Annotated in this window: 14 protein-coding genes; 5 read left to right on the forward strand and 9 right to left on the reverse strand. The window is 69.2% G+C overall.

Going from position 1 to position 18,288, the window contains the following annotated elements; translation table 11 throughout:
• The first annotated feature begins 1 nt into the window (after position 1).
• The 3 genes from HRC28_RS21705 (at position 2) to HRC28_RS21715 (ending at position 4,157) form a co-directional block, all read left to right on the forward strand.
• A complete protein-coding gene (locus tag HRC28_RS21705; RefSeq protein ID WP_182377448.1) occupies positions 2-2,023 on the forward strand; it encodes a fumarate reductase/succinate dehydrogenase flavoprotein subunit in 2,022 nt (673 codons plus the stop codon).
• Between the two features lie 11 nt (positions 2,024-2,034).
• Positions 2,035-2,778: a succinate dehydrogenase/fumarate reductase iron-sulfur subunit gene (locus HRC28_RS21710; protein ID WP_182380875.1), complete on the forward strand. Its 744-nt coding sequence runs from the start codon at positions 2,035-2,037 to the stop codon at positions 2,776-2,778.
• A 92-nt stretch (positions 2,779-2,870) separates the two neighbouring features.
• Complete coding sequence (locus HRC28_RS21715) at positions 2,871-4,157, forward strand: adenylate/guanylate cyclase domain-containing protein (RefSeq protein WP_182377449.1); 1,287 nt, start codon at positions 2,871-2,873, stop codon at positions 4,155-4,157.
• Here the strand turns inward: HRC28_RS21715 and HRC28_RS21720 are convergent.
• From HRC28_RS21720 to HRC28_RS21750, 7 genes are read right to left on the reverse strand one after another with little or no spacing between them, the layout of a single operon-like run.
• Positions 4,137-4,379 carry a hypothetical protein gene (locus tag HRC28_RS21720; RefSeq protein WP_182377450.1) on the reverse strand — a complete coding sequence of 81 codons (243 nt, stop codon included), beginning with the start codon at positions 4,377-4,379 and terminating at the stop codon, positions 4,137-4,139. The two genes, HRC28_RS21715 and HRC28_RS21720, sit on opposite strands and share 21 nt — an antisense overlap.
• Positions 4,380-4,401: 22 nt before the next feature.
• Positions 4,402-5,442, reverse strand: a complete 1,041-nt coding sequence (locus HRC28_RS21725) for a YhjD/YihY/BrkB family envelope integrity protein (RefSeq protein WP_182377451.1) — start codon at positions 5,440-5,442, stop codon at positions 4,402-4,404.
• Complete coding sequence (locus HRC28_RS21730; RefSeq protein ID WP_182377452.1) at positions 5,439-5,945, reverse strand: 2'-5' RNA ligase family protein; 507 nt, start codon at positions 5,943-5,945, stop codon at positions 5,439-5,441. Before HRC28_RS21730 ends, HRC28_RS21725 begins: the two co-directional genes overlap by 4 nt.
• Entirely contained in the window at positions 5,945-7,033 is a 1,089-nt protein-coding gene (gene trpS, locus HRC28_RS21735; RefSeq protein ID WP_182377453.1) for a tryptophan--tRNA ligase, read from the reverse strand. The genes HRC28_RS21730 and trpS overlap by 1 nt, the downstream gene beginning before the upstream one ends.
• 51 nt (positions 7,034-7,084) lie before the next feature.
• On the reverse strand, positions 7,085-8,311 hold the full coding sequence (locus HRC28_RS21740; protein ID WP_237111604.1) for an MFS transporter: 1,227 nt from the start codon (positions 8,309-8,311) through the stop codon (positions 7,085-7,087).
• A gap of 29 nt (positions 8,312-8,340) precedes the next feature.
• Positions 8,341-9,183 (reverse strand): SDR family oxidoreductase, encoded by an 843-nt coding sequence (locus HRC28_RS21745; RefSeq protein ID WP_182377454.1) that lies wholly within the window; start codon positions 9,181-9,183, stop codon positions 8,341-8,343.
• Between the two features lie 16 nt (positions 9,184-9,199).
• Entirely contained in the window at positions 9,200-10,540 is a 1,341-nt protein-coding gene (locus HRC28_RS21750; RefSeq protein WP_182377455.1) for a cytochrome P450, read from the reverse strand.
• A gap of 141 nt (positions 10,541-10,681) precedes the next feature.
• On the opposite strand from HRC28_RS21750, the gene HRC28_RS21755 reads away from it, so the two are divergent.
• Positions 10,682-11,254 (forward strand): TetR/AcrR family transcriptional regulator, encoded by a 573-nt coding sequence (locus tag HRC28_RS21755; RefSeq protein WP_237111605.1) that lies wholly within the window; start codon positions 10,682-10,684, stop codon positions 11,252-11,254.
• Between the two features lie 21 nt (positions 11,255-11,275).
• On the opposite strand, the gene HRC28_RS21760 is transcribed toward HRC28_RS21755, so the two are convergent.
• Both HRC28_RS21760 and HRC28_RS21765 read right to left on the reverse strand, forming a co-directional pair.
• Positions 11,276-14,794, reverse strand: a complete 3,519-nt coding sequence (locus tag HRC28_RS21760; protein WP_237111606.1) for an ABC transporter ATP-binding protein — start codon at positions 14,792-14,794, stop codon at positions 11,276-11,278.
• 129 nt (positions 14,795-14,923) lie between these two features.
• Entirely contained in the window at positions 14,924-17,113 is a 2,190-nt protein-coding gene (locus HRC28_RS21765; RefSeq protein ID WP_182377457.1) for an NADP-dependent isocitrate dehydrogenase, read from the reverse strand.
• Between the two features lie 156 nt (positions 17,114-17,269).
• On the opposite strand from HRC28_RS21765, the gene HRC28_RS21770 reads away from it, so the two are divergent.
• Positions 17,270-18,262, forward strand: coding sequence for an MIP family channel protein (locus tag HRC28_RS21770; protein WP_237111607.1), 993 nt, complete (start codon positions 17,270-17,272; stop codon positions 18,260-18,262).
• The last annotated feature ends 26 nt before the right edge of the window (positions 18,263-18,288 follow it).

The raw sequence follows: 18,288 nt of genomic DNA on the forward strand, positions 1-18,288 counted from the left end.
CATGGCTGGAAGCACCCTCCACGACGGCCTGACGCCGCTCAACGACCCCTCCGAGCAGAAGTCCGACGACGCGCACGGTTACTACACGCTGGGCGACAAGCTCGTCGACCCGAAGTCTCCCACTGGCCCGATCAAGGACCGCTGGACCACCCGCAAGTTCGAGAACCGCCTGGTCAACCCGGCCAACCGCCGCAAGCTCGACGTGATCATCGTCGGCACCGGCCTGGCCGGCGGCGCTGCTGCTGCCACGCTCGGCGAGGCCGGCTACAACGTGAAGTCCTTCTGTTACCAGGACTCCCCGCGCCGGGCCCACTCGATCGCTGCCCAGGGCGGCATCAACGCGGCCAAGAACTACAAGGAGGACGGCGACTCGACGTTCCGTCTCTTCTACGACACGGTCAAGGGCGGTGACTACCGCTCGCGCGAGTCCAACGTCTACCGCCTCGCCGAGGTCTCGGCGAACATCATCGACCAGTGCGTCGCGCAGGGTGTCCCCTTCGCCCGTGACTACGGCGGCCTCCTCGACAACCGCTCGTTCGGTGGCGTCCAGGTCTCCCGTACGTTCTACGCCCGCGGCCAGACCGGCCAGCAGCTGCTGATCGGCGCCTACCAGGCCATGGAGCGTCAGGTCGCCGCCGGCACGGTGGAGTCCTTCACCCGCCACGAGATGCTCGAACTGATCGTCGTGGACGGCAAGGCGCGCGGCATCATCGCCCGCGACATGGTCTCCGGCGAGATCGAGACGCACCTCGCCGACGTCGTCGTCCTCGCCACCGGCGGCTACGGCAACGTCTTCTTCCTCTCCACCAACGCGATGGGGTCCAACGTCACCGCCGCGTGGCGCGCGCACCGCAAGGGCGCCTACATGGCCAACCCCTGCTACACGCAGATCCACCCGACCTGCATCCCGGTCTCCGGTGAGCACCAGTCGAAGCTGACCCTGATGTCCGAGTCGCTCCGCAACGACGGCCGGATCTGGGTTCCCAAGAAGGCGGAGGACTGCGAGAAGGACCCGCGGGACATCCCCGAGGAGGACCGCGACTACTACCTGGAGCGGATCTACCCGTCCTTCGGAAACCTGGTCCCCCGCGACATCGCCTCCCGCCAGGCCAAGAACATGTGCGACGAGGGTCGCGGCGTCGGCCCGAAGGTCGGCGACTTCCGTCGCGGTGTCTACCTCGACCTCGGTGACGCGATCAAGCGCCTCGGCAAGGATGCGATCGAGGAGAAGTACGACAACCTCCTCGACATGTACGAGCGCATCACCGGCGAGAACCCCTACGAGATGCCCATGCGGATCTACCCCGCCGTGCACTACGTCATGGGCGGCCTGTGGGTGGACTACCACCTGCAGTCCAACATCGAGGGCCTGTTCGTCTCGGGTGAGGCCAACTTCTCCGACCACGGCGCGAACCGCCTCGGCGCCTCGGCGCTGATGCAGGGCCTGGCCGACGGTTACTTCGTCCTGCCGAACACCATCCGCGAGTACCTCGCCGACGGCCCGTTCGACAAGATCGACGAGTCCCACGAGGCCGTCGTCGAGGCGAAGAAGCAGGTCGAGGAGCGGATCTCGAAGTTCCTCTCCATCAACGGAACCCGCAGTGCCGACAGCTACCACAAGGAACTCGGCAACATCATGTGGGAGTACTGCGGCATGGAGCGGACCGAGGACGGTCTGCGCAAGGCGATCGACCTGATCCGCGAACTCAAGGCCGACTTCTGGACCAACCTGAAGGTGCTCGGCTCGGCCGACACCCTCAACCAGAGCCTCGAGCGGGCCGGTCGCGTCGTCGACTTCATCGAACTCGGTGAGCTGATGTGCATCGACGCCCTCAACCGGCGCGAGTCCTGCGGCGGCCACTTCCGTGGCGAGTCGCAGACCGAGGACGGCGAGGCGCTGCGTCACGACGACGAGTTCGCGTACGTCGCCGCGTGGGAGTGGGGTGCCGAGAACGGCCCCGTCCTCCACAAGGAAGACCTGATCTACACCGCCATCGAGATGAAGCAGAGGTCCTACAAGTGAGCGCGGGCGACATGAACCTCACCCTCAAGATCTGGCGCCAGAGCGGTCCGGACGACAAGGGCGGCATCCACACCTACCAGCTCTCCGGCATCTCGCCGGACATGAGCTTCCTCGAGATGCTCGACGTCCTCAACGAGCAGCTGAACGCGAAGGGCGAAGAGCCCATCGCGTTCGACTCCGACTGTCGCGAGGGCATCTGCGGCATGTGTTCGCTGATGATCAACGGCGAGGCGCACGGCCCGGAGGTCACCACGACCTGCCAGCTGCACATGCGGTCCTTCTCCGACGGCGACACGATCACCATCGAGCCGTGGCGTGCCGAGCCGTTCCCGGTCATCAAGGACCTCGTGGTCGATCGCGGTGCCTTCGACCGGATCATCCAGGCCGGTGGCTTCATCTCCGCCAACACCGGTTCGGCCCCCGAGGCCAACTCGGTGCCGGCTCCGCGCGACAAGGCCATGCGTGCCTTCAACGTGGCCACCTGCATCGGCTGCGGCGGCTGCGTCGCGGCGTGCCCCAACGGTTCGGCCTCGCTGTTCCTCGGCGCGAAGATCACCCACCTGGGCGAGCTTCCGCAGGGCCAGCCCGAGCGCTGGACCCGCGTGGTGGACATGGTCGGCCAGCACGACCACGAGGGCTTCGGTGGTTGCACCAACATCGGCGAATGCGCTGCTGCGTGCCCGAAGGAGATCCCGCTCGACGTGATCTCGCAGCTCAACAAGGACCTGCGCACCGCGCTCAAGATGGGTCTCTGACCTGTAGCAACAGCACAGCACGTCCCCCACGACGCCGCATCAGCCTCGCTGATGCGGCGTCGTTGCGTCCCGGGGTCTGCCAAGATGCGGCTGTGGGGGTCAAGCCGATCAGGGCATGGATGCACGAGCGCCACGCGCAGATGCCGATGGCGCGGTGGATGCTCGAGTTCGACGAGCGTGAGGTCGAGCAGGACTTCGTCGCGTACGACGACAAGGCCGGCGTCGAGCAAGGGCGCTTCGCCATCGGGATCGGCCTCGTCTTCACCTTCTTCTACAGCCTGATCGACCTCGTCGTCATCGAGGGCGACCTGCTCGGCGCAGCAATCATCCGGTTCGGCATCGTGCTCCCGGTCTTCGTGCTGAGCGCGTTCCTGCTTCGACTTCCGTTGGTGCAAAGGCAGTTCCAGCTGTTCAGCGTCGTCCTTCTCGCGGTGGTGCTGCTCTCCCTGGGCACCGCTTTCGCCCAGGTCACGGACATCTCGACCGAGTACGTCCGGGCGTCCTGCACGGTGACCCTCCTCGGCGGCATCGGGCTCCTCCGGCTGCGGATGCATGCCGCCACTGCCTGCGCCGCGCTGTACGCCGCCATCTGCGTGGGGTTGCCAGGCCTCGGAAGCAGCCCCGACGCCCTGGCCAGCCACCTGGCCCCTGTCGTCGGGCTGAGCGGCATTGCCTTGCTGATCGCCTACGCGCTGGAGAAGCTGCGCCGCACCGACTACCTGCGGCAACGCGAGGTGGAACTCGAACAGGCCCGTTCCGACGAACTGCTGCACAACGTCCTGCCCGCAGCGATTGCCACCCGGCTGCGCACCGAGCGGGGCGCGATCGCCGAGTCGGCCGCCAATGTCAGCGTTCTTTTCTCCGACATCGTCGGCTTCACGACCGTCTCCGAGAGCCTGTCCGCCGAGGAGCTCGTGTCGCTGCTGGACACGATGTTCAGCGAGTTCGACCGTCTCTGCGACGGGCGCGGCATCGAGAAGATCAAGACCGTCGGCGACGCCTACATGGCCGTGGCCGGACTGCCGACGCCCGATCTGGACCATGCCGCGTCGATGGCAGAACTCGCGATGGACATGCAGCGTGCCTCGACCCGACTGGCGGCGGGCTGGCCGAGCCCGATCGCGATGCGGATCGGCATCTCGTCGGGACCGGTCGTCGCGGGCGTCATCGGCCAGCGCAAGTTCACCTACGACCTGTGGGGCGACACCGTGAACACGGCCAGCCGGATGGAGTCACACGGCCGTCCGCACCGGATCCAGGTCTCGGCGACCACCCATGCCCTGCTGGAGAGCCGCTACACCTTCAGTGCCCCGCAGGTGGTCGACATCAAGGGCAAGGGCCCGATGACGACCTACTACCTACTCGGCGCCCTGGGCTGACTCCTTCGAAGCCCGCAGCGCCTTCCAGCCCAACGAACCGAGCAGGCCGGCGATCACGAAATTCACGACGATCAGCACGGTGTGGGCGACCCAGTAGCCGGTGGCGCGGTCCTCGCCGGCGTCGTACGCGGAGTAGAGGTTCTTCGCGAAGTTGCCGAAGGAGAAGACGTTCCAGACCGCGACGGTCAGGAGCAGGATGGCGTGCTTGCGTTCGAACTTCACTCGTTCATCCTCCCAGAGCGACTCAGTGCCGCCGGCGCCGGCCGAGCCGGGCACCCAGGAGCAGGCCCAACACACCACCGACCGCCAGCGGGGGCGCCCAGCCGGGTCCTGCCGCGGCGTCCTGCTCCGGCCGCGTCACCGTCGCCACCGCGACGGGCAGCAGCGCGGCACGGCGGGCGTCCCGTTCGTCCCGTGCCACCGGACTGGTGTGGGCCCAGGCCGCGGCGTAGAGGATCACCCGTGAGAAGTAGTTGATCCAGACCAGCAGAATCAACGCGATCCCGAACGCCTGGAACGCCGGCTGGCCGCGGGTGCTCACCAGCAGCAGGCCGGAGAGTTGCTTGAGGGCCTCGAAGCCGATCGCCCCGAGCCAGGCGCCCGACCACAGGGCGCTGGCCGGCACCGGGGGGCGGGCGAGCAGGCGGAAGATGAGGAAGAAGAGCAGGGCCGAGGTCGCCAGCCCCACGGCCAGGGCGAGCACGGTCACCAGCCAGCCGAGCCCGCCGCCGAGGTTGACCAGGTCGAGCACCTGCTCCGACATCCGCGTCAGGACGCCGGACACGGCGACGCTGAGCAGCAGCACGGCCCCCAGCACGACCAGGGTGAGCAGGTCGCGCAGTTTGCCGATGACGAAGCTCGGCTGCAGCCGCTCGGGCATCTCGAAGAGCACGATCAGCGCCGTCTGGAGCGAGGAGAGCCAGCCCAGCCCGGCGTACAGGACACCGGCGAGGCCGATCAGCCCGACGGCTCCGGCAGCGCTCTGGATGTCTTCGAGTGGGATCTCGTTCGCACCGGTGCCGACGAGGCCGGGCAGCACCTCGTCGATGGCGTCGAGCAGCGCGTCCTGGGCGTCAGGGAACGCGCGGGCGACGTACCCCACCGTGAAGAAGGCGAGGGCCAGCACCGGGAAGACCGAGAGGAAGCCGAAGTACGTGACGCCGCCAGCCTGCTGGCCGCCCTTGACCTCGGAGAAGTGCTCCTGCATCCGGACCGCATGGTCGACGAACGGCGATCGCGCGCGCACCTGCGCAATCCGGGCCTTCACGCGGTCAGCGAGTTTCATCGCAGGGGGAAGGTACGGGCGGCCTTCCAGCCCTCCTCCTGGTCGTGGACGTAGAGATGGAAGTCCCGTACCCCGAAACGACAATCGAAACCCGCCAGGTCGTCGAAGGCCTGGTCCAGGACCGGGTCATCAAGATGGTGGGCCACGGTGACGTGCGGGTGGTACGGAAAGCCCAGGTCGATCGCCAGCGGCCCCTTGCGTACGGCGTCCGCCAGCAACTCACACTGCGAGATGCCCTCGACGAGGCCGACGAACACGACGGGCGAGACCGGCCGGAACGTGCCGGTGCCGCGCAGGTGGACCGTGAACGCGTCCATGCTGGCCCCGGCGGCAGCGAGGTGTTCCTCGATCTCGGCCAGGTCACCGTCGACCTCGATCGGCGGGATCAGTGTGATGTGGCTCGGCACGCCCTCTGCGGTCGGATCGCCGATCTCGAGGCGGTAGTCGTAGAGCTCGGACGCCCAGGGCTCCGGCACCGCGACGGCCACGCCGATGACCGGCATCAGGCGCCCGCCGCGGGGGTCGGAGCGGACGGGGCCACGAAGCCGACGCGCTGGTAGACGTCCTTGAGCGTGGCCTCGGCGATCGCGTTGGCCGCAGCCGCTCCGTCGGCCAGCACCTGCGTCAGGTAGGTCTGGTCGTCCAGAAGTTCCAGGGTCCGCTCACGGAACGGGGTCACGAAGTTGACCACCACCTCGGCGAGGTCCTTCTTCAGGTCGCCGTACATCTTGCCGGCGTACTGCTCCTCGAGGGCCGTGACGGCCTCGCCGGTCAGCGCGGAGTAGATGGTGAGCAGGTTGCTGACGCCGGGCTTCGCCTCGGGATCGAACCGGATGCTCGTGTCGGAGTCCGTCACGGCGCTACGGATCTTCTTCGCCGTCGCCTTCGGGTCGTCGAGCAGGAACACGCAACCGGCGCCGCCGACGCTCTTCGACATCCGCTTCTCGGGATGCTGCAGGTCGTAGATCTTGGCGGTGGTCTTGAGGATGTACGGCTCGGGCAGCCGGAAGGTCTTCTTGAAGCGGCCGTTGAAGCGCTGGGCCAGGTCGCGGGTCAGCTCGAGGTGCTGGCGCTGGTCCTCACCCACCGGCACGTAGTGCGGGCGGTAGAGCAAGATGTCGGCGGCCTGCAGGATCGGGTACGTGAACAGGCCGACGCTGGCCGCGCCCTCGCCACCCTTGGCGGACTTGTCCTTGAACTGGGTCATCCGGCGGGCCTCGCCGAAGCCGGTCAAGCCGTTGAGGACCCAGGCCAGTTGCGGGTGGGCGGGCACGTGGCTCTGCACGAAGATCGACGACTTCGCCGGGTCGACGCCCGCCGCGATCAGCTGGGCGGCGCTGCGCAGGGTGCGCTCGCGCAGGACCTTCGGATCCCATTCGACGGTGATCGCGTGCAGGTCGGCGATGAAGAAGAACGGCTGGTGGTCACGCTGCAGGTCCACCCACTGCCGGATCGCGCCGACGTAGTTGCCGAGCTGGAAGGAATCCGAGGTCGGCTGGATCCCGGAGAGGACCCGCGGGCGTGCTGCTCCCTCGGGTGCCGCTGGCTGGGCGGTTTCCGGCACAGGCGTGTGCTCGGTCGTGGCGGACATGAGGTGCATTCTCTCAGGCCCACCCAGTGGCCCGACCAGATGGTGTCCGCGTCAGGCGGCGGGCACTGTGCCAGCGCGCCGATGCGCTACCGCAGAGACCAGCAGGATCGCGACGCCGACGGCGGCCAGACCCGCACCGACGAGCGCGGGGGCGCGATAGCCGTAGCCGGCCGCGATGACCAGGCCACCGAGCCAGGCGCCCAGCGCGTTGGCGATGTTGAGCGCTGCGTGGTTCATGGCGGCACCGAGCGTGACCGCTCCCCCGGCGACGTCCATCAGCCGCAGCTGCAGGTTGACCACCAGCACCGAGCCAGTGGCCGTGACCAGGAAGGCGACGGGCAGCAGGCCCCAGCCAGTGGGCGCGGCGACGTAGTAGACGAGCATCAGGACGACGCCGGTCGCTCCCGAGAGAAGCAGGCTGCGGAACACCGACCAGGCCGCGAGCTCCCCGGCGAGCCACGTGCCGACGACCATGCCGAGGCCGAGCGCCAGCACGAACACGGGGACGGTGCCGCGCTCGAGGCCGCCCACGTCGGTGACCGTCTTGGCGATGTAGGAGTAGACGGCGAACATGCCACCGAAGCCCACGGCACCGACGGCCATCGTGAGCCAGACCTGGAGGCTGCCGAAGAACTCCCGGGCTTCCTTGCGGCCGCTGGCCTCCGAGTCGCCCGGCACCGACGGCACCGCTGCCAGCACCATCGCCATGGTCGCCAGGGCGAGCAGTCCACCGAGGAGGTACGTCGACCGCCAGCCGACCTGCTGGCCGAGGAAGGTGGCCAGCGGGACGCCGACGACGTTGGCGATCGAGAGGCCGAGCATCACGCTCGCGATGGCGCGGCCGCGGCGTTCGGGCGTGACCAGGCTGGCGGCCACCAGGCTCGCCACTCCGAAGTAGGCGCCGTGCGGCAGGCCGTCGAGGAACCGGGCCACCGTGAGCACCTCGAAGTTCGGGGCGAACGCGCTGAGCAGGTTGAAGGCGCCGTACGCGGCCATCAGCCAGACGAGCATCGCCCGACGCGGCAGGGCCGCACCGAAGAACGCCAGGATCGGTACGCCGACCACGACGCCGATCGCGTAGGCGGAGATGATGTGGCCGGCCGTCGGCACGGACACGTCGACGCCCTCGGCCACCTCGGGCAGCACGCCCATGGTCATGAACTCGGTGGTGCCGATGGTGAAACCGCCGACCGCGAGCGCCAGGATCGCCAGCACGGGTCGAGCGTGGGACACCGCCGGGCTGGCCTCGATGGAGGTCGTCGTCGGCGTGGAAGTCACGTGGAACCGTAACCGGTGACGCCGGTGGGCTATTCCTCCACGTCGCCCGATGCGCGGCGCGCACGCTCTTCATAGGCCGCCCTGGCTGCCGGGTCGGCCGAGCTCAGTACGTCGCCGGCTCTCGTCGCGCGTGACATGGCGTCCTGCACGAAGCGCGGCAACGCCAGCGTCGACTTGCCGAGCCCCTGGGTCCAGCGCGGGACCCACATCTCGGCCTTCGGCTTGAGCACCGCCGCCTCGATCACCTCGGCGACGTCGTCAGCGGTGACCGGCTTGATGCCCCGCGCCGCGGGCACGCCGGCGGCGAGCTCGGTCTGTACGACGGTCGGGAGGATCACCGTGACATCGATGCCGTCGCCTGCCAGCTCCTGGCGGATCGCCTCGCTGAACCCGACCACGGCGAACTTGGAGGCGGAGTAGGTCGCACCGTGGGGCACGGCGACCCGACCGACCGCCGAGGCGACGTTGATGACGTGGCCCCGGCCACGATCGACCATGCCCGGCACGACCGCCTTGGTCCCGTTGATCACCCCATGGACGTTGACGTCCATGATCGTGCGGGCAACCCCCTCGGTCTCCTTGAGGACCGACCCGAGCGGCATGATCCCGGCGTTGTTGACCAGCACGTCCCAGGGGCCGAGGTGACCCACCTCGGCGAGGAAGCTCGTCCAGGAGTCGACGTCGGTGACGTCGAGGCGGGCGGCGACCACGTTGTCGCCGTACGCACCGGCGACCTCGTTGGCCAGGTCCAGGTCGAGGTCGCCGATCGCGACCTTCGCGCCCTGGCGGGCGAAGCGGTCGACGGTGGCACGGCCGATGCCGCGCGCGCCTCCGGTGACGATGACGGACAGGCCGGCGATGGATCGGGACACAGTGGTTCCTCCGGTTTCAGAGACGGACGAGGTTGATCGGTTGGCCGTCCTTCGGGAACGGCAGCGAGTGGTTGTCGAGGGGCGCGACGTAGTCGGGATCGACGCTCCAGCGATGGGTGCGCAGCAGCCGGTGCAGGATCGCCTTGACCTCCGCGCCCGCGAAGTGGAGCCCGATGCACTTGTGGACTCCGCCCGCGAACGGCGACCAGGCGTAGCGGTGCGACTTGTCCTCGCGGCGCTCCGGGCCGAACCGGTCAGGGTCGAAGCGGGTGGGGTCGCTCCACAGATCCGCCATCAGGTGCGACAATTGGAGCCCGACTGCAACCTGCGTGCCTGCAGGGATGCGGACGCCCTGGACGACGGTGTCCTTGACCGTGCTCCGCGCGAGCATGGGGACCGGGGCGCGCAGTCGAAGGCATTCCTTCATCACCAGGTCGAGCGCCGTCAGCTGCTCGAGCTCAGCCAGGGTCGGCTCGTCCCCCAGTGCCAGCGACTCCGCCCGGCATCGCTGCTGCCACTCCGGGTGCTGGCCGAGGTACTGCAGCATCGTCGACGTGGTGATCGTCGACGTGTCGTGGGCGGCCATCATCAGGAAGATCATGTGGTTGACGACGTCGTCGTCGCTGAAGCGCTCGCCGTCATCGGTCTCGATGTGGCACAGCACGGACAACAGGTCAGCCGTGCGTTCGGTCCGCTTCGCGGGCAGGTAGTGCCGCAGGAAATCCTCGAGCACGGCCCGGCCGCGGTATGCCCGTCCCCACCGGGTGAACGGCACCCGGGCCCGGACCACCCCCGACGCGGCCTGGACGCAGTCGATGAACGCGCGGTTCACGCGATCCATCTCGTCGGGCGACGTGTCGCTGGCTCCGCCCATGAAGGTGTCGGCTGCGATGTCGAGGGTGAGTTGCTTCAGGGCCGGGTAGCAACGAAAGTCCGTTCCGACCTCCCACGCCTCGATGCCCCGAGCGATGGCGGGATGCATCGGCGCGACGTACGACGCCAGGCGATCGCGAGTGAAGGCCTCCTGCATGATCCGCCGGTGGGTGTGGTGCTCCTCGAAGTCGAGCAGCATCAGGCCGCGGCCAAAGAAGGGCCCGACGAGCCGTCCCCAGGCCGGTCCGTTGGCGAACGCCTTGTCGGCGTTGCGCAGCGCCTCCTCGCAGGCGTCCGGCCCGAGCAGCATCACGAAGGTCTGTCCCAGGAAGGGGAACGGCGACACCGGTCCGTAGGTGTCCCACTGGTGCTGCATGAGCGCCGCAGGGTCCTTCGCGTAGGCGGTGACCCGACCCAGCAGTGGCAGTCCGCGGTCTCCGCGCTGGACAGCCGGGACCTCGCGCGTCATCTGTCCTGCGGTCATCGCCGACCTCTCTGGCGCGACGGGCGTCACGACCTCAACGTGCCCAGCGTCATTCAGGAAGGGCGCCCTGTCAACCTTCTCCTGACGACACCGACGTGCGAGGCTGGCCCCGTGGCAGTCCAGTCGGGAACCTATCGAGGCGTGAGCGCGCAGGACCGTGCCGCCGAGCGACGGGTGCGCCTGCTCGACGCGACTCTCTCCGTGTGGGCCGACCGGGAGGCGCGGACCACCATGACGGCGGTCTGCGCCGCGGCCGGCTTGTCGGAGCGGTACTTCTACGAGAGCTTCACCGGTCTCGACGAGGCCCAGCACGCCGTCCTCGAAGCCGTCGCCACCGAGATCGAGACGACGGCCCTCGCGGCCGCCGAGGCGGCCGGCGACGAACCCGGTCGGCGGATCCGGGCCGCGGTCGCCGCGTTCGTCGACCTGCTACTCGCCGATCCGCGCAAGGGTCGGGTCGCCATCATCGAGGCCGGCGCGATGCCGGCCCTCCGTTCCCGGCGGACCGAACTGCTCCGCCACTTCGCCCGCCTGGCCGCCGAACAGGCCCACGAGATGCACGGCCAGCGCCGACACGAGGACGAACTGGCCGGACTGCTCTTCATCGGCGGCGTCGCCGAGGTCGTCACGGCGTGGCTGGACGGTGCACTGGACGCGTCGGCCGAGGAACTGGTCGAGACCGCGAGTCGCGGGTTCCTCGGGCTCTACGCCTGACGGTCAGGGCCGACCGCGGGCTCACCCGGCGAGGTGGCCCCAGTCGTACGCGAGCTCGGCCCAGGGACCGACGGCCGCGACTTCACCGTCGACGAGTACGACGACCCGATCCGCCTGCGTGAGCGCGGCCCGCTTCGACGTCGCGCCGATGACCGTGGTGTGCCGCTCACGCAGGGCCACCCAGAGTTCGACCTCGGTGGCGGCATCCAGCGCGCTGGACACGTCGTCGGCGAGCAGCAGTTCGGTGTCGGCTGCCAGGGCGCGGGCCAGCGCCAGGCGCTGGACCTGGCCACCGGACAGTCGCACGCCACGGTGACCGACGACCGCGTCGGCCCCACCGGCCTCCTCCACGTCCTGCGTCAGTCGGGCAGCCTGGACCGGGCGGTCGAACGCACGGTCGTGGCCCAGGCGGACGTTGTCGGAGAAGGTGCCGGACAGCACCCGCGGGACCTGGGCGACGTGGCCGACCTGCCCCGGACGCAGGAACACCTCCGGGTCGGTGACCTGCTCGCCGTTCCAGCGCACGGCACCGGTGTGGTCGATCAGACCGGCCAGTGCGGAGAGCAGGCTGGACTTGCCCGAGCCGACCTGGCCCACCAGGAGGACCAGTTCACCGCGTTCGACGACGAGGTCGACGCCGGCGACACCGATGGTGCCGTCGTCGTGCAGGGCGGAGACGCCGCTCAGTTCGAGTCGCTCGAGGGGCACCCGAGCGGGTTCGACCGGCGCGGGGGCCGCACCGGTCACCAGGTCGATGCCCTCGGGCAGCGCCATCAGGTCACGTCCGCCGGCGAACCGGCTGGTCGCGCGCTGCCAGGCGCGGACACCGGGCGCTTCGGTCACGACCGCACCGGCCACCCGGCCGAACCAGTCGAAGCCGTTGACCGCGGTGGCCACCAGCAGGGCGGTCGCGAGCCCCCACACGTCGAGCCAGAACAGCGCCCAGGCGGTGACGACGCCGACCTGCACCATCACGATCGGCACGCCGTCGAGGAAGGCCTGCACGCGGTGCTCGAAGACCGCCGCCTCGACCCGGCCGCTGTCGACCTTGCGCAGGTGCGCGTGGACGTCGGGCGTGCGGCCGGCGAGCTTGACGGTGCGCGCCGACTCGACGGCGGACACCAGCGCCCGACCGAAGCCCGCGCGTGCGGTCGAGGACCGGGCAGCGGACCGACCGGCGATCGGGCGGCCGAGCGACGAGGCGAGGGCGCTCGAGGTCATCACGGCGAGCAGCACCGCACCGGCCAGCCAGGTACCACCGGCGATCATCGTGATGAACGCGATCAGGATGCCGTTGACGAAGTCGACCCAGCGGTCGGAGTAGCGCGCGAAGCGGTCGGCGTCCATCGAACGGGCAACGACCTCACCGGGTGGCGTGCGCGGCAGGCGGTGGGTGCGGATCTGGCCGACCAGCACCGACATCCGTACGCGCAGCATCACCTCGATCCACCAGCGCGGATAGCGACGGAAGGCGTCGGCGAGCAGGATCGGCGCGACCAGCAAGCCGGCCACCAGCAGGCCCGTTGTCACGGTCGGCGTCTGCCCCGCGGCGAGCCGCTGGACGACCAGGCCCCAGAGCAGGCCGGTGATCGCACCGAGCGGCGCGAAGATGCTGCCGCCGAGGAACAGCAGCACGGAGTAGATGCCCCACATCGGCCGCACCCACATGGCGTGCCACGTGCCACGGGTCAGCGTCGGACCGGGGCCGACGGGCGGCCGTTCCGGCGGTGGCCCTGTACGACGACGCCCACCCACCGCCGTAGCGGGGTCGCCGTCCAGCGACTCCTCGGGCACGGGGCTGTCGTAGGGATCGGTCATGGCGCTGGCGGTGACGAGGCGACGGAACGGCCCCTCGACGTCGGCCAGCGCCGTACGCATCCCCTGCTGGATCACGCGGCCGTGGTCGAGCACGGCGACCATCTCGGCGCGCTCGATGGTGCCGAGGCGGTGCGCGACGAGGACACCGGTGCGCCCCTTGATCAGGCGGTCGGCCGCAGCGACGACCCGGCTCTCGGTGACCGGGTCCATCCGGGCGGTCGCCTCGTCGAGCACGACGACCTGCACGTGGCGGACCAGCAGCCGTGCGAAGGCAACGAGCTGTTCCTCGCCGGCCGACAGGCGCGTACCGCCCGGACCGAGCAGGGTGTCAAGACCCTCGGGCAGTCCGTCGACCCAGTCGGCGAGGCCGAGTTCGTCGACCGCTGCCTCGATCTCCTCGCGAGGAGTGTCGGAGAACAGGGCGATGTTCTCGGCGAGCGTCCCGGCGAGGATCTCGGTGCGCTGGGTGACGACGCCGACGCGACGCCGCAGCTCGTGGAGATCGAGGGTCGTGATGTCGATGCCGCCGAGGAAGATGGTGCCGGGCGGCGGGTCGACCGCACGCGAGAGCAGCGAAGCGAGCGTCGACTTGCCCGAGCCCGTGCGACCGACGAGCGCGAGGGTGTGTCCGGCCTCGACCACCAGGTCGACGTCGCGCAGGCCGAAGGTGCCCTCAGCGTAGGAGAAGTCGAGGCCCCGGATGCGCAGGTCGAGGGCGCCGGTGGGCACGGGCTCGCCGCCGACCGGCTCGGCCTCGACGCCCAGCAACTGGCGCAGCCGCAGCACGGCGCCGAGTCCAGCCTGGATGTCCGGGAGCTGGTGGGCGAGGTTGTTGATCTGGCCGACGAAGATCGTGGTGACGAGGAACAGGGTGACCAGGCGGGCCAGGTCCAGGTCGCCGTGGCTGACCAGCGCGACGCCCGAGACGGCGACGGCCACCAGCAGTCCGTGGAGCAGGAGCCCGACCTTGATCGCGAGCTTCGCCTCGACCATCAACACTCGCCGGAACTTCTCGTGCACGTCCGCCGACAGCGCCGCCAGCCGTCGTACGGCGAAGGCCTGGCCACGACTCGTCCGCAGGTCGTCGCGCCCCGCGATGCCCTCCTCGAGTGCCGCGGCGTGGTCGGTCCACGCGGCCTCCTCGATCACCTTCAGCCGGGAGATCTGGATCAGCGAGGGTTTCATCACCCACACGGTCACGGCGCCGACGACGGGGAACAGGATGGCCGCCGGCCACCACGTCACGCCCGCGACGATCCACATGGGCACGGCACCGAACGCGGTGCGCATGGCCATCCAGATCTGCTGGCGCAGCAGGGTGCCGACCTCGTGGGTGTCGTCGTCGACGCGGTCCAGGACCTCGCCGACGGCCTGCTCGGTCAGGTGTTCCAGGGGTTGCTGGAGAGCGGCGCTCAACAGGTCACCGCGCAGGCGTCCCTCAGCGCGGTCGACCACCCCGGCCCAGACGATCCGGCCGGACGTGTCGATCAGCGCGGCGCCGACCACGAGCAGGGCGAGCCACGCGACGAGGTCTCCGGTCGGGTGGTCGGCGAGCCGTCCGGCCACCACCGTGCCGAGCGCCTGGGCGAGCGCACCGATGGCGACGGCAGTCACGGCGTAGCCGGCAGCCCGACCGCGCATCCGTCGCCAGTCGACGCGGCGCGCGGGGTCGACGCTGACGTCTGCGGCGGGCGCAGCGGCCCGGGTCAACGTCGTCGTCACTGGATCAAGAGTAGTTGGCGGTACCGACAACCGCCTCCGAATATCTTCCGGCGAAAAGCACAGCGCCCGGGGTGATTTCCCACCCCGGGCGCTGCGGCGTACTCAGCTGATCAACGCGTCAGAACCGCGTCAGAACGCAGCCAGCGCCTCGTTCAGCGTCGCGCTCGGACGCATCACCGCGGTGGTCTTCTCGGCGTCGGGGCGGTAGTAGCCACCGATGTCGGCCGGCTTGCCCTGGACCGCGATCAGCTCGGCCGCGATCGTGTCCTCGTTGGCACGCAGGGTCTCGGCGAGCTGCTTGAACAGCGCCGCCAGATCGGCGTCCTCGGTCTGCACAGCAATCTCCTCGGCCCAGTAGAGGGCGAGGTAGAAGTGCGAGCCGCGGTTGTCCGTGGTGCCGAGCTTGCGACCCGGCGAACGGTCCTCGTCGAGGAAGGTGCCCGTGGCGCGGTCGAGCGCGTCGGCGAGGATCTGCGCGGCCGGAGCGTCGGCCTGCTCGGCGTACTTCTCCAGCGAAGGCACCAGGGCGAAGAACTCACCGAGGGAGTCCCAGCGCAGGTAGTTCTCGTTGACGAGCTGCTCGACGTGCTTGGGCGCGGAGCCACCGGCACCGGTCTCGAAGAGGCCACCGCCCGCGATCAGCGGGACGACCGAGAGCATCTTGGCCGACGTACCGAGCTCGAGGATCGGGAACAGGTCGGTGTTGTAGTCACGCAGCACGTTGCCGGTCACCGAGATGGTGTCCTCACCCTTGCGCAGGCGCTCGAGGGAGTACGTGCACGCGAGCTCGGGCGAGAGGACCTGGATCTCGAGGCCGTCGGTGTCGTGGTCAGCAAGGTAGGTGCGGACCTTCTTGATGATCTCGACGTCGTGGGCGCGCGACTCGTTGAGCCAGAAGATCGCGGGGGTCGAGGACGCGCGGGCACGCGTGACCGCGAGCTTCACCCAGTCCTGGACCGGGATGTCCTTGGTCTGGCAGGCGCGCCAGATGTCGCCGGCCTCGACGTCGTGCTCGATCAGCACGTCGCCAGCGGCGTTGAGGACGCGGACGGTCCCGGCCTGGGCGATCTCGAAAGTCTTGTCGTGCGAGCCGTACTCCTCGGCCGCCTGGGCCATCAGGCCCACGTTGGGGACGGTGCCGATGGTGGCCGGGTTGAGCGGGCCGTTGCGCTTCACGTCGTCGAGTACAGCCTGGTAGACGCCGGCGTACGACGAGTCGGGGATGACCGCGAGGGTGTCGTCCTCGCCGCCGTCGGAGCCCCACAGGCGGCCGCCGTTGCGGACCAGCGCGGGCATCGAGGCGTCGACGATGACGTCGGAGGGCACGTGCAGGTTCGTGATGCCCTTGTCGGAGTTCGTGTAGGACAGGCGCGGGCCCGAGGCCAGGGCGGCGTCGAACGCGGCCTTGATCTCGGCGCCGTTCGGGAGCGCGTCCAGGCCGGACAGGATGGCACCGAGACCGTCGTTGGCCGACAGGCCCGCGGCGGCCAGGTCGGCGCCGTACTGTGCGAAGACGTCAGCGAAGTAGGTCTTCACGACGTGGCCGAAGATGATCGGGTCCGAGACCTTCATCATCGTGGCCTTGAGGTGCACCGAGAACAGCACGTCGTCGGCCTTCGCCTTGGCGAGCGCGTTGGCGAGGAAGGCCTGCAGGTGCGCGGCCTCCATCTTGGTGCCGTCGACGATCTCGCCGGCGAGGACCTTGAGGCCCTCCTTGAGCACGATGCTGTCGCCGGCCGAGGTCTCCAGGACGATCGAGAGGGTGTCGTCCTGGGCGAGGGTCACGGACTTCTCGTTGTGGGCGAAGTCGTTGTCCTTCATGGTCGCCACGTTGGTCTTCGAGCCGTCCGGGAAGGGCTTGTTCGTGTGCGGGTGCTTCTTCGCGTAGCTCTTCACCGACGCGGGCGCACGACGGTCGGAGTTGCCCTCGCGCAGGACCGGGTTGACCGCGGAACCCTTGATCTTGTCGTACTTGGCGCGGGTCCCCTTCTCCTCGTCGGTCGAGGGCGCCTCGGGGTAGTCCGGGATGTCGAAGCCCTGGCTCTGCAGTTCCTTGATCGCGCCCTTGAGCTGCGGGATCGAGGCGGAGACGTTGGGGAGCTTGATGATGTTGGCCTCGGGCGTCTTGGCGAGCTCACCGAGCTCGGTCAGCGCGTCGTCGGCGAGGCCGAACTGGGCGAGGATCCGCGCGGCCACGGAGATGTCACGCGTCTCGAACGCGACACCTGCCTTGGCTGCGTACGCCTCGACGATCGGAAGGAAGGAGTACGTCGCGAGCAGCGGCGCCTCGTCGGTGTGGGTGTAGATGATGCTCGACATGTCCGCGCGTCGCTCCTGGGCCGTGAGATGGGATTCTTGACGTCAAGATACCTGACGCGTGGGACCAGCGTCCCGTTCGACCCCCACACTAGTGATTAGAGTGCTCGACGTAACCCGGCTCGTATTTCGGGACCCGATCCGAGGAAGAGAAGAGATATGACTGACGTAGCCATGGCCGACGCAGCCGTCGAAGCCCCGCCCACCACGGTCCACAAGCTGCTGGCCGAGTTCATCGGCACCTTCGCGCTCGTCCTGATCGGCTGCGGTGTCGCCGTGGTCAATGGCGGCGAGATCGTCCAGACCGGTCTGGCCTTCGGCCTGACCGTGACCCTGATGGCCTACGCCTTCGGACGCATCTCCGGCGGCCACTTCAACCCCGCTGTCTCCGTGGGTGCCGCGCTCGGCGGTCGTACCTCGTGGGGCGACGCGATCCTCTACATCGGCGCCCAGATCGCCGGCGGTATCGCTGGCGCGCTGGTCCTGATGATCCTGCTCCTCGGGCTCGACGACTTCGAGGTGTTCAACAGCGACTACGCACTCGGCACGAACGGCTTCAGCGCCGGTTCGTACGACTACGCGTGGTGGGCTGCGTTCCTCATCGAGGTCATCTTCACGTTCCTCTTCGTCCTCGTCATCCTCGCCGTCACCGACAAGCGCAACGCCGCCAACGCCATGCTGGCGCCGCTGGCCATCGGCGTGACCCTCGCGGTCATCCACTTCATGCTGATCCCGCTCACCGGCACCTCGCTCAACCCGGCCCGCTCGATCGGCCCGGCCATCTTCAGCGGCGGCGACTGGCTCGTCCAGCTCTGGCCGTTCATTCCCGCCCCGCTCATCGGTGGCGCGGTCGCTGGCCTGCTCTACCCGCTGCTCTTCGGCCACGGCGAGGACCCGGTCCCCGGATCGGGCCTGAACTTCGGCAGTGGCGGTTCGTCCAACCCGGCGTTCACGCAGCAGTGGAACCAGGGCCAGGTCGCCCCGGGTGCGCCGGCCGAGCAGCCGATCATCCAGGACGGCTGGCAGTGGGACCCCGCTTCGCAGCAGTGGATCCCGGCGCAGCCCGCGGCCCCGGCCGCACCCGCAGCACCGCAGGCTGGCGGCTGGGCACCCCCCGCCAGCGACCAGACGCAGGTGCGTCCGCCGCAGTAACGCTCAGATCAACAGCACGGGGCTCG

This window comes from Nocardioides sp. WS12, from assembly GCF_014108865.1.
Taxonomy (GTDB): Bacteria; Actinomycetota; Actinomycetes; order Propionibacteriales; family Nocardioidaceae; genus Nocardioides.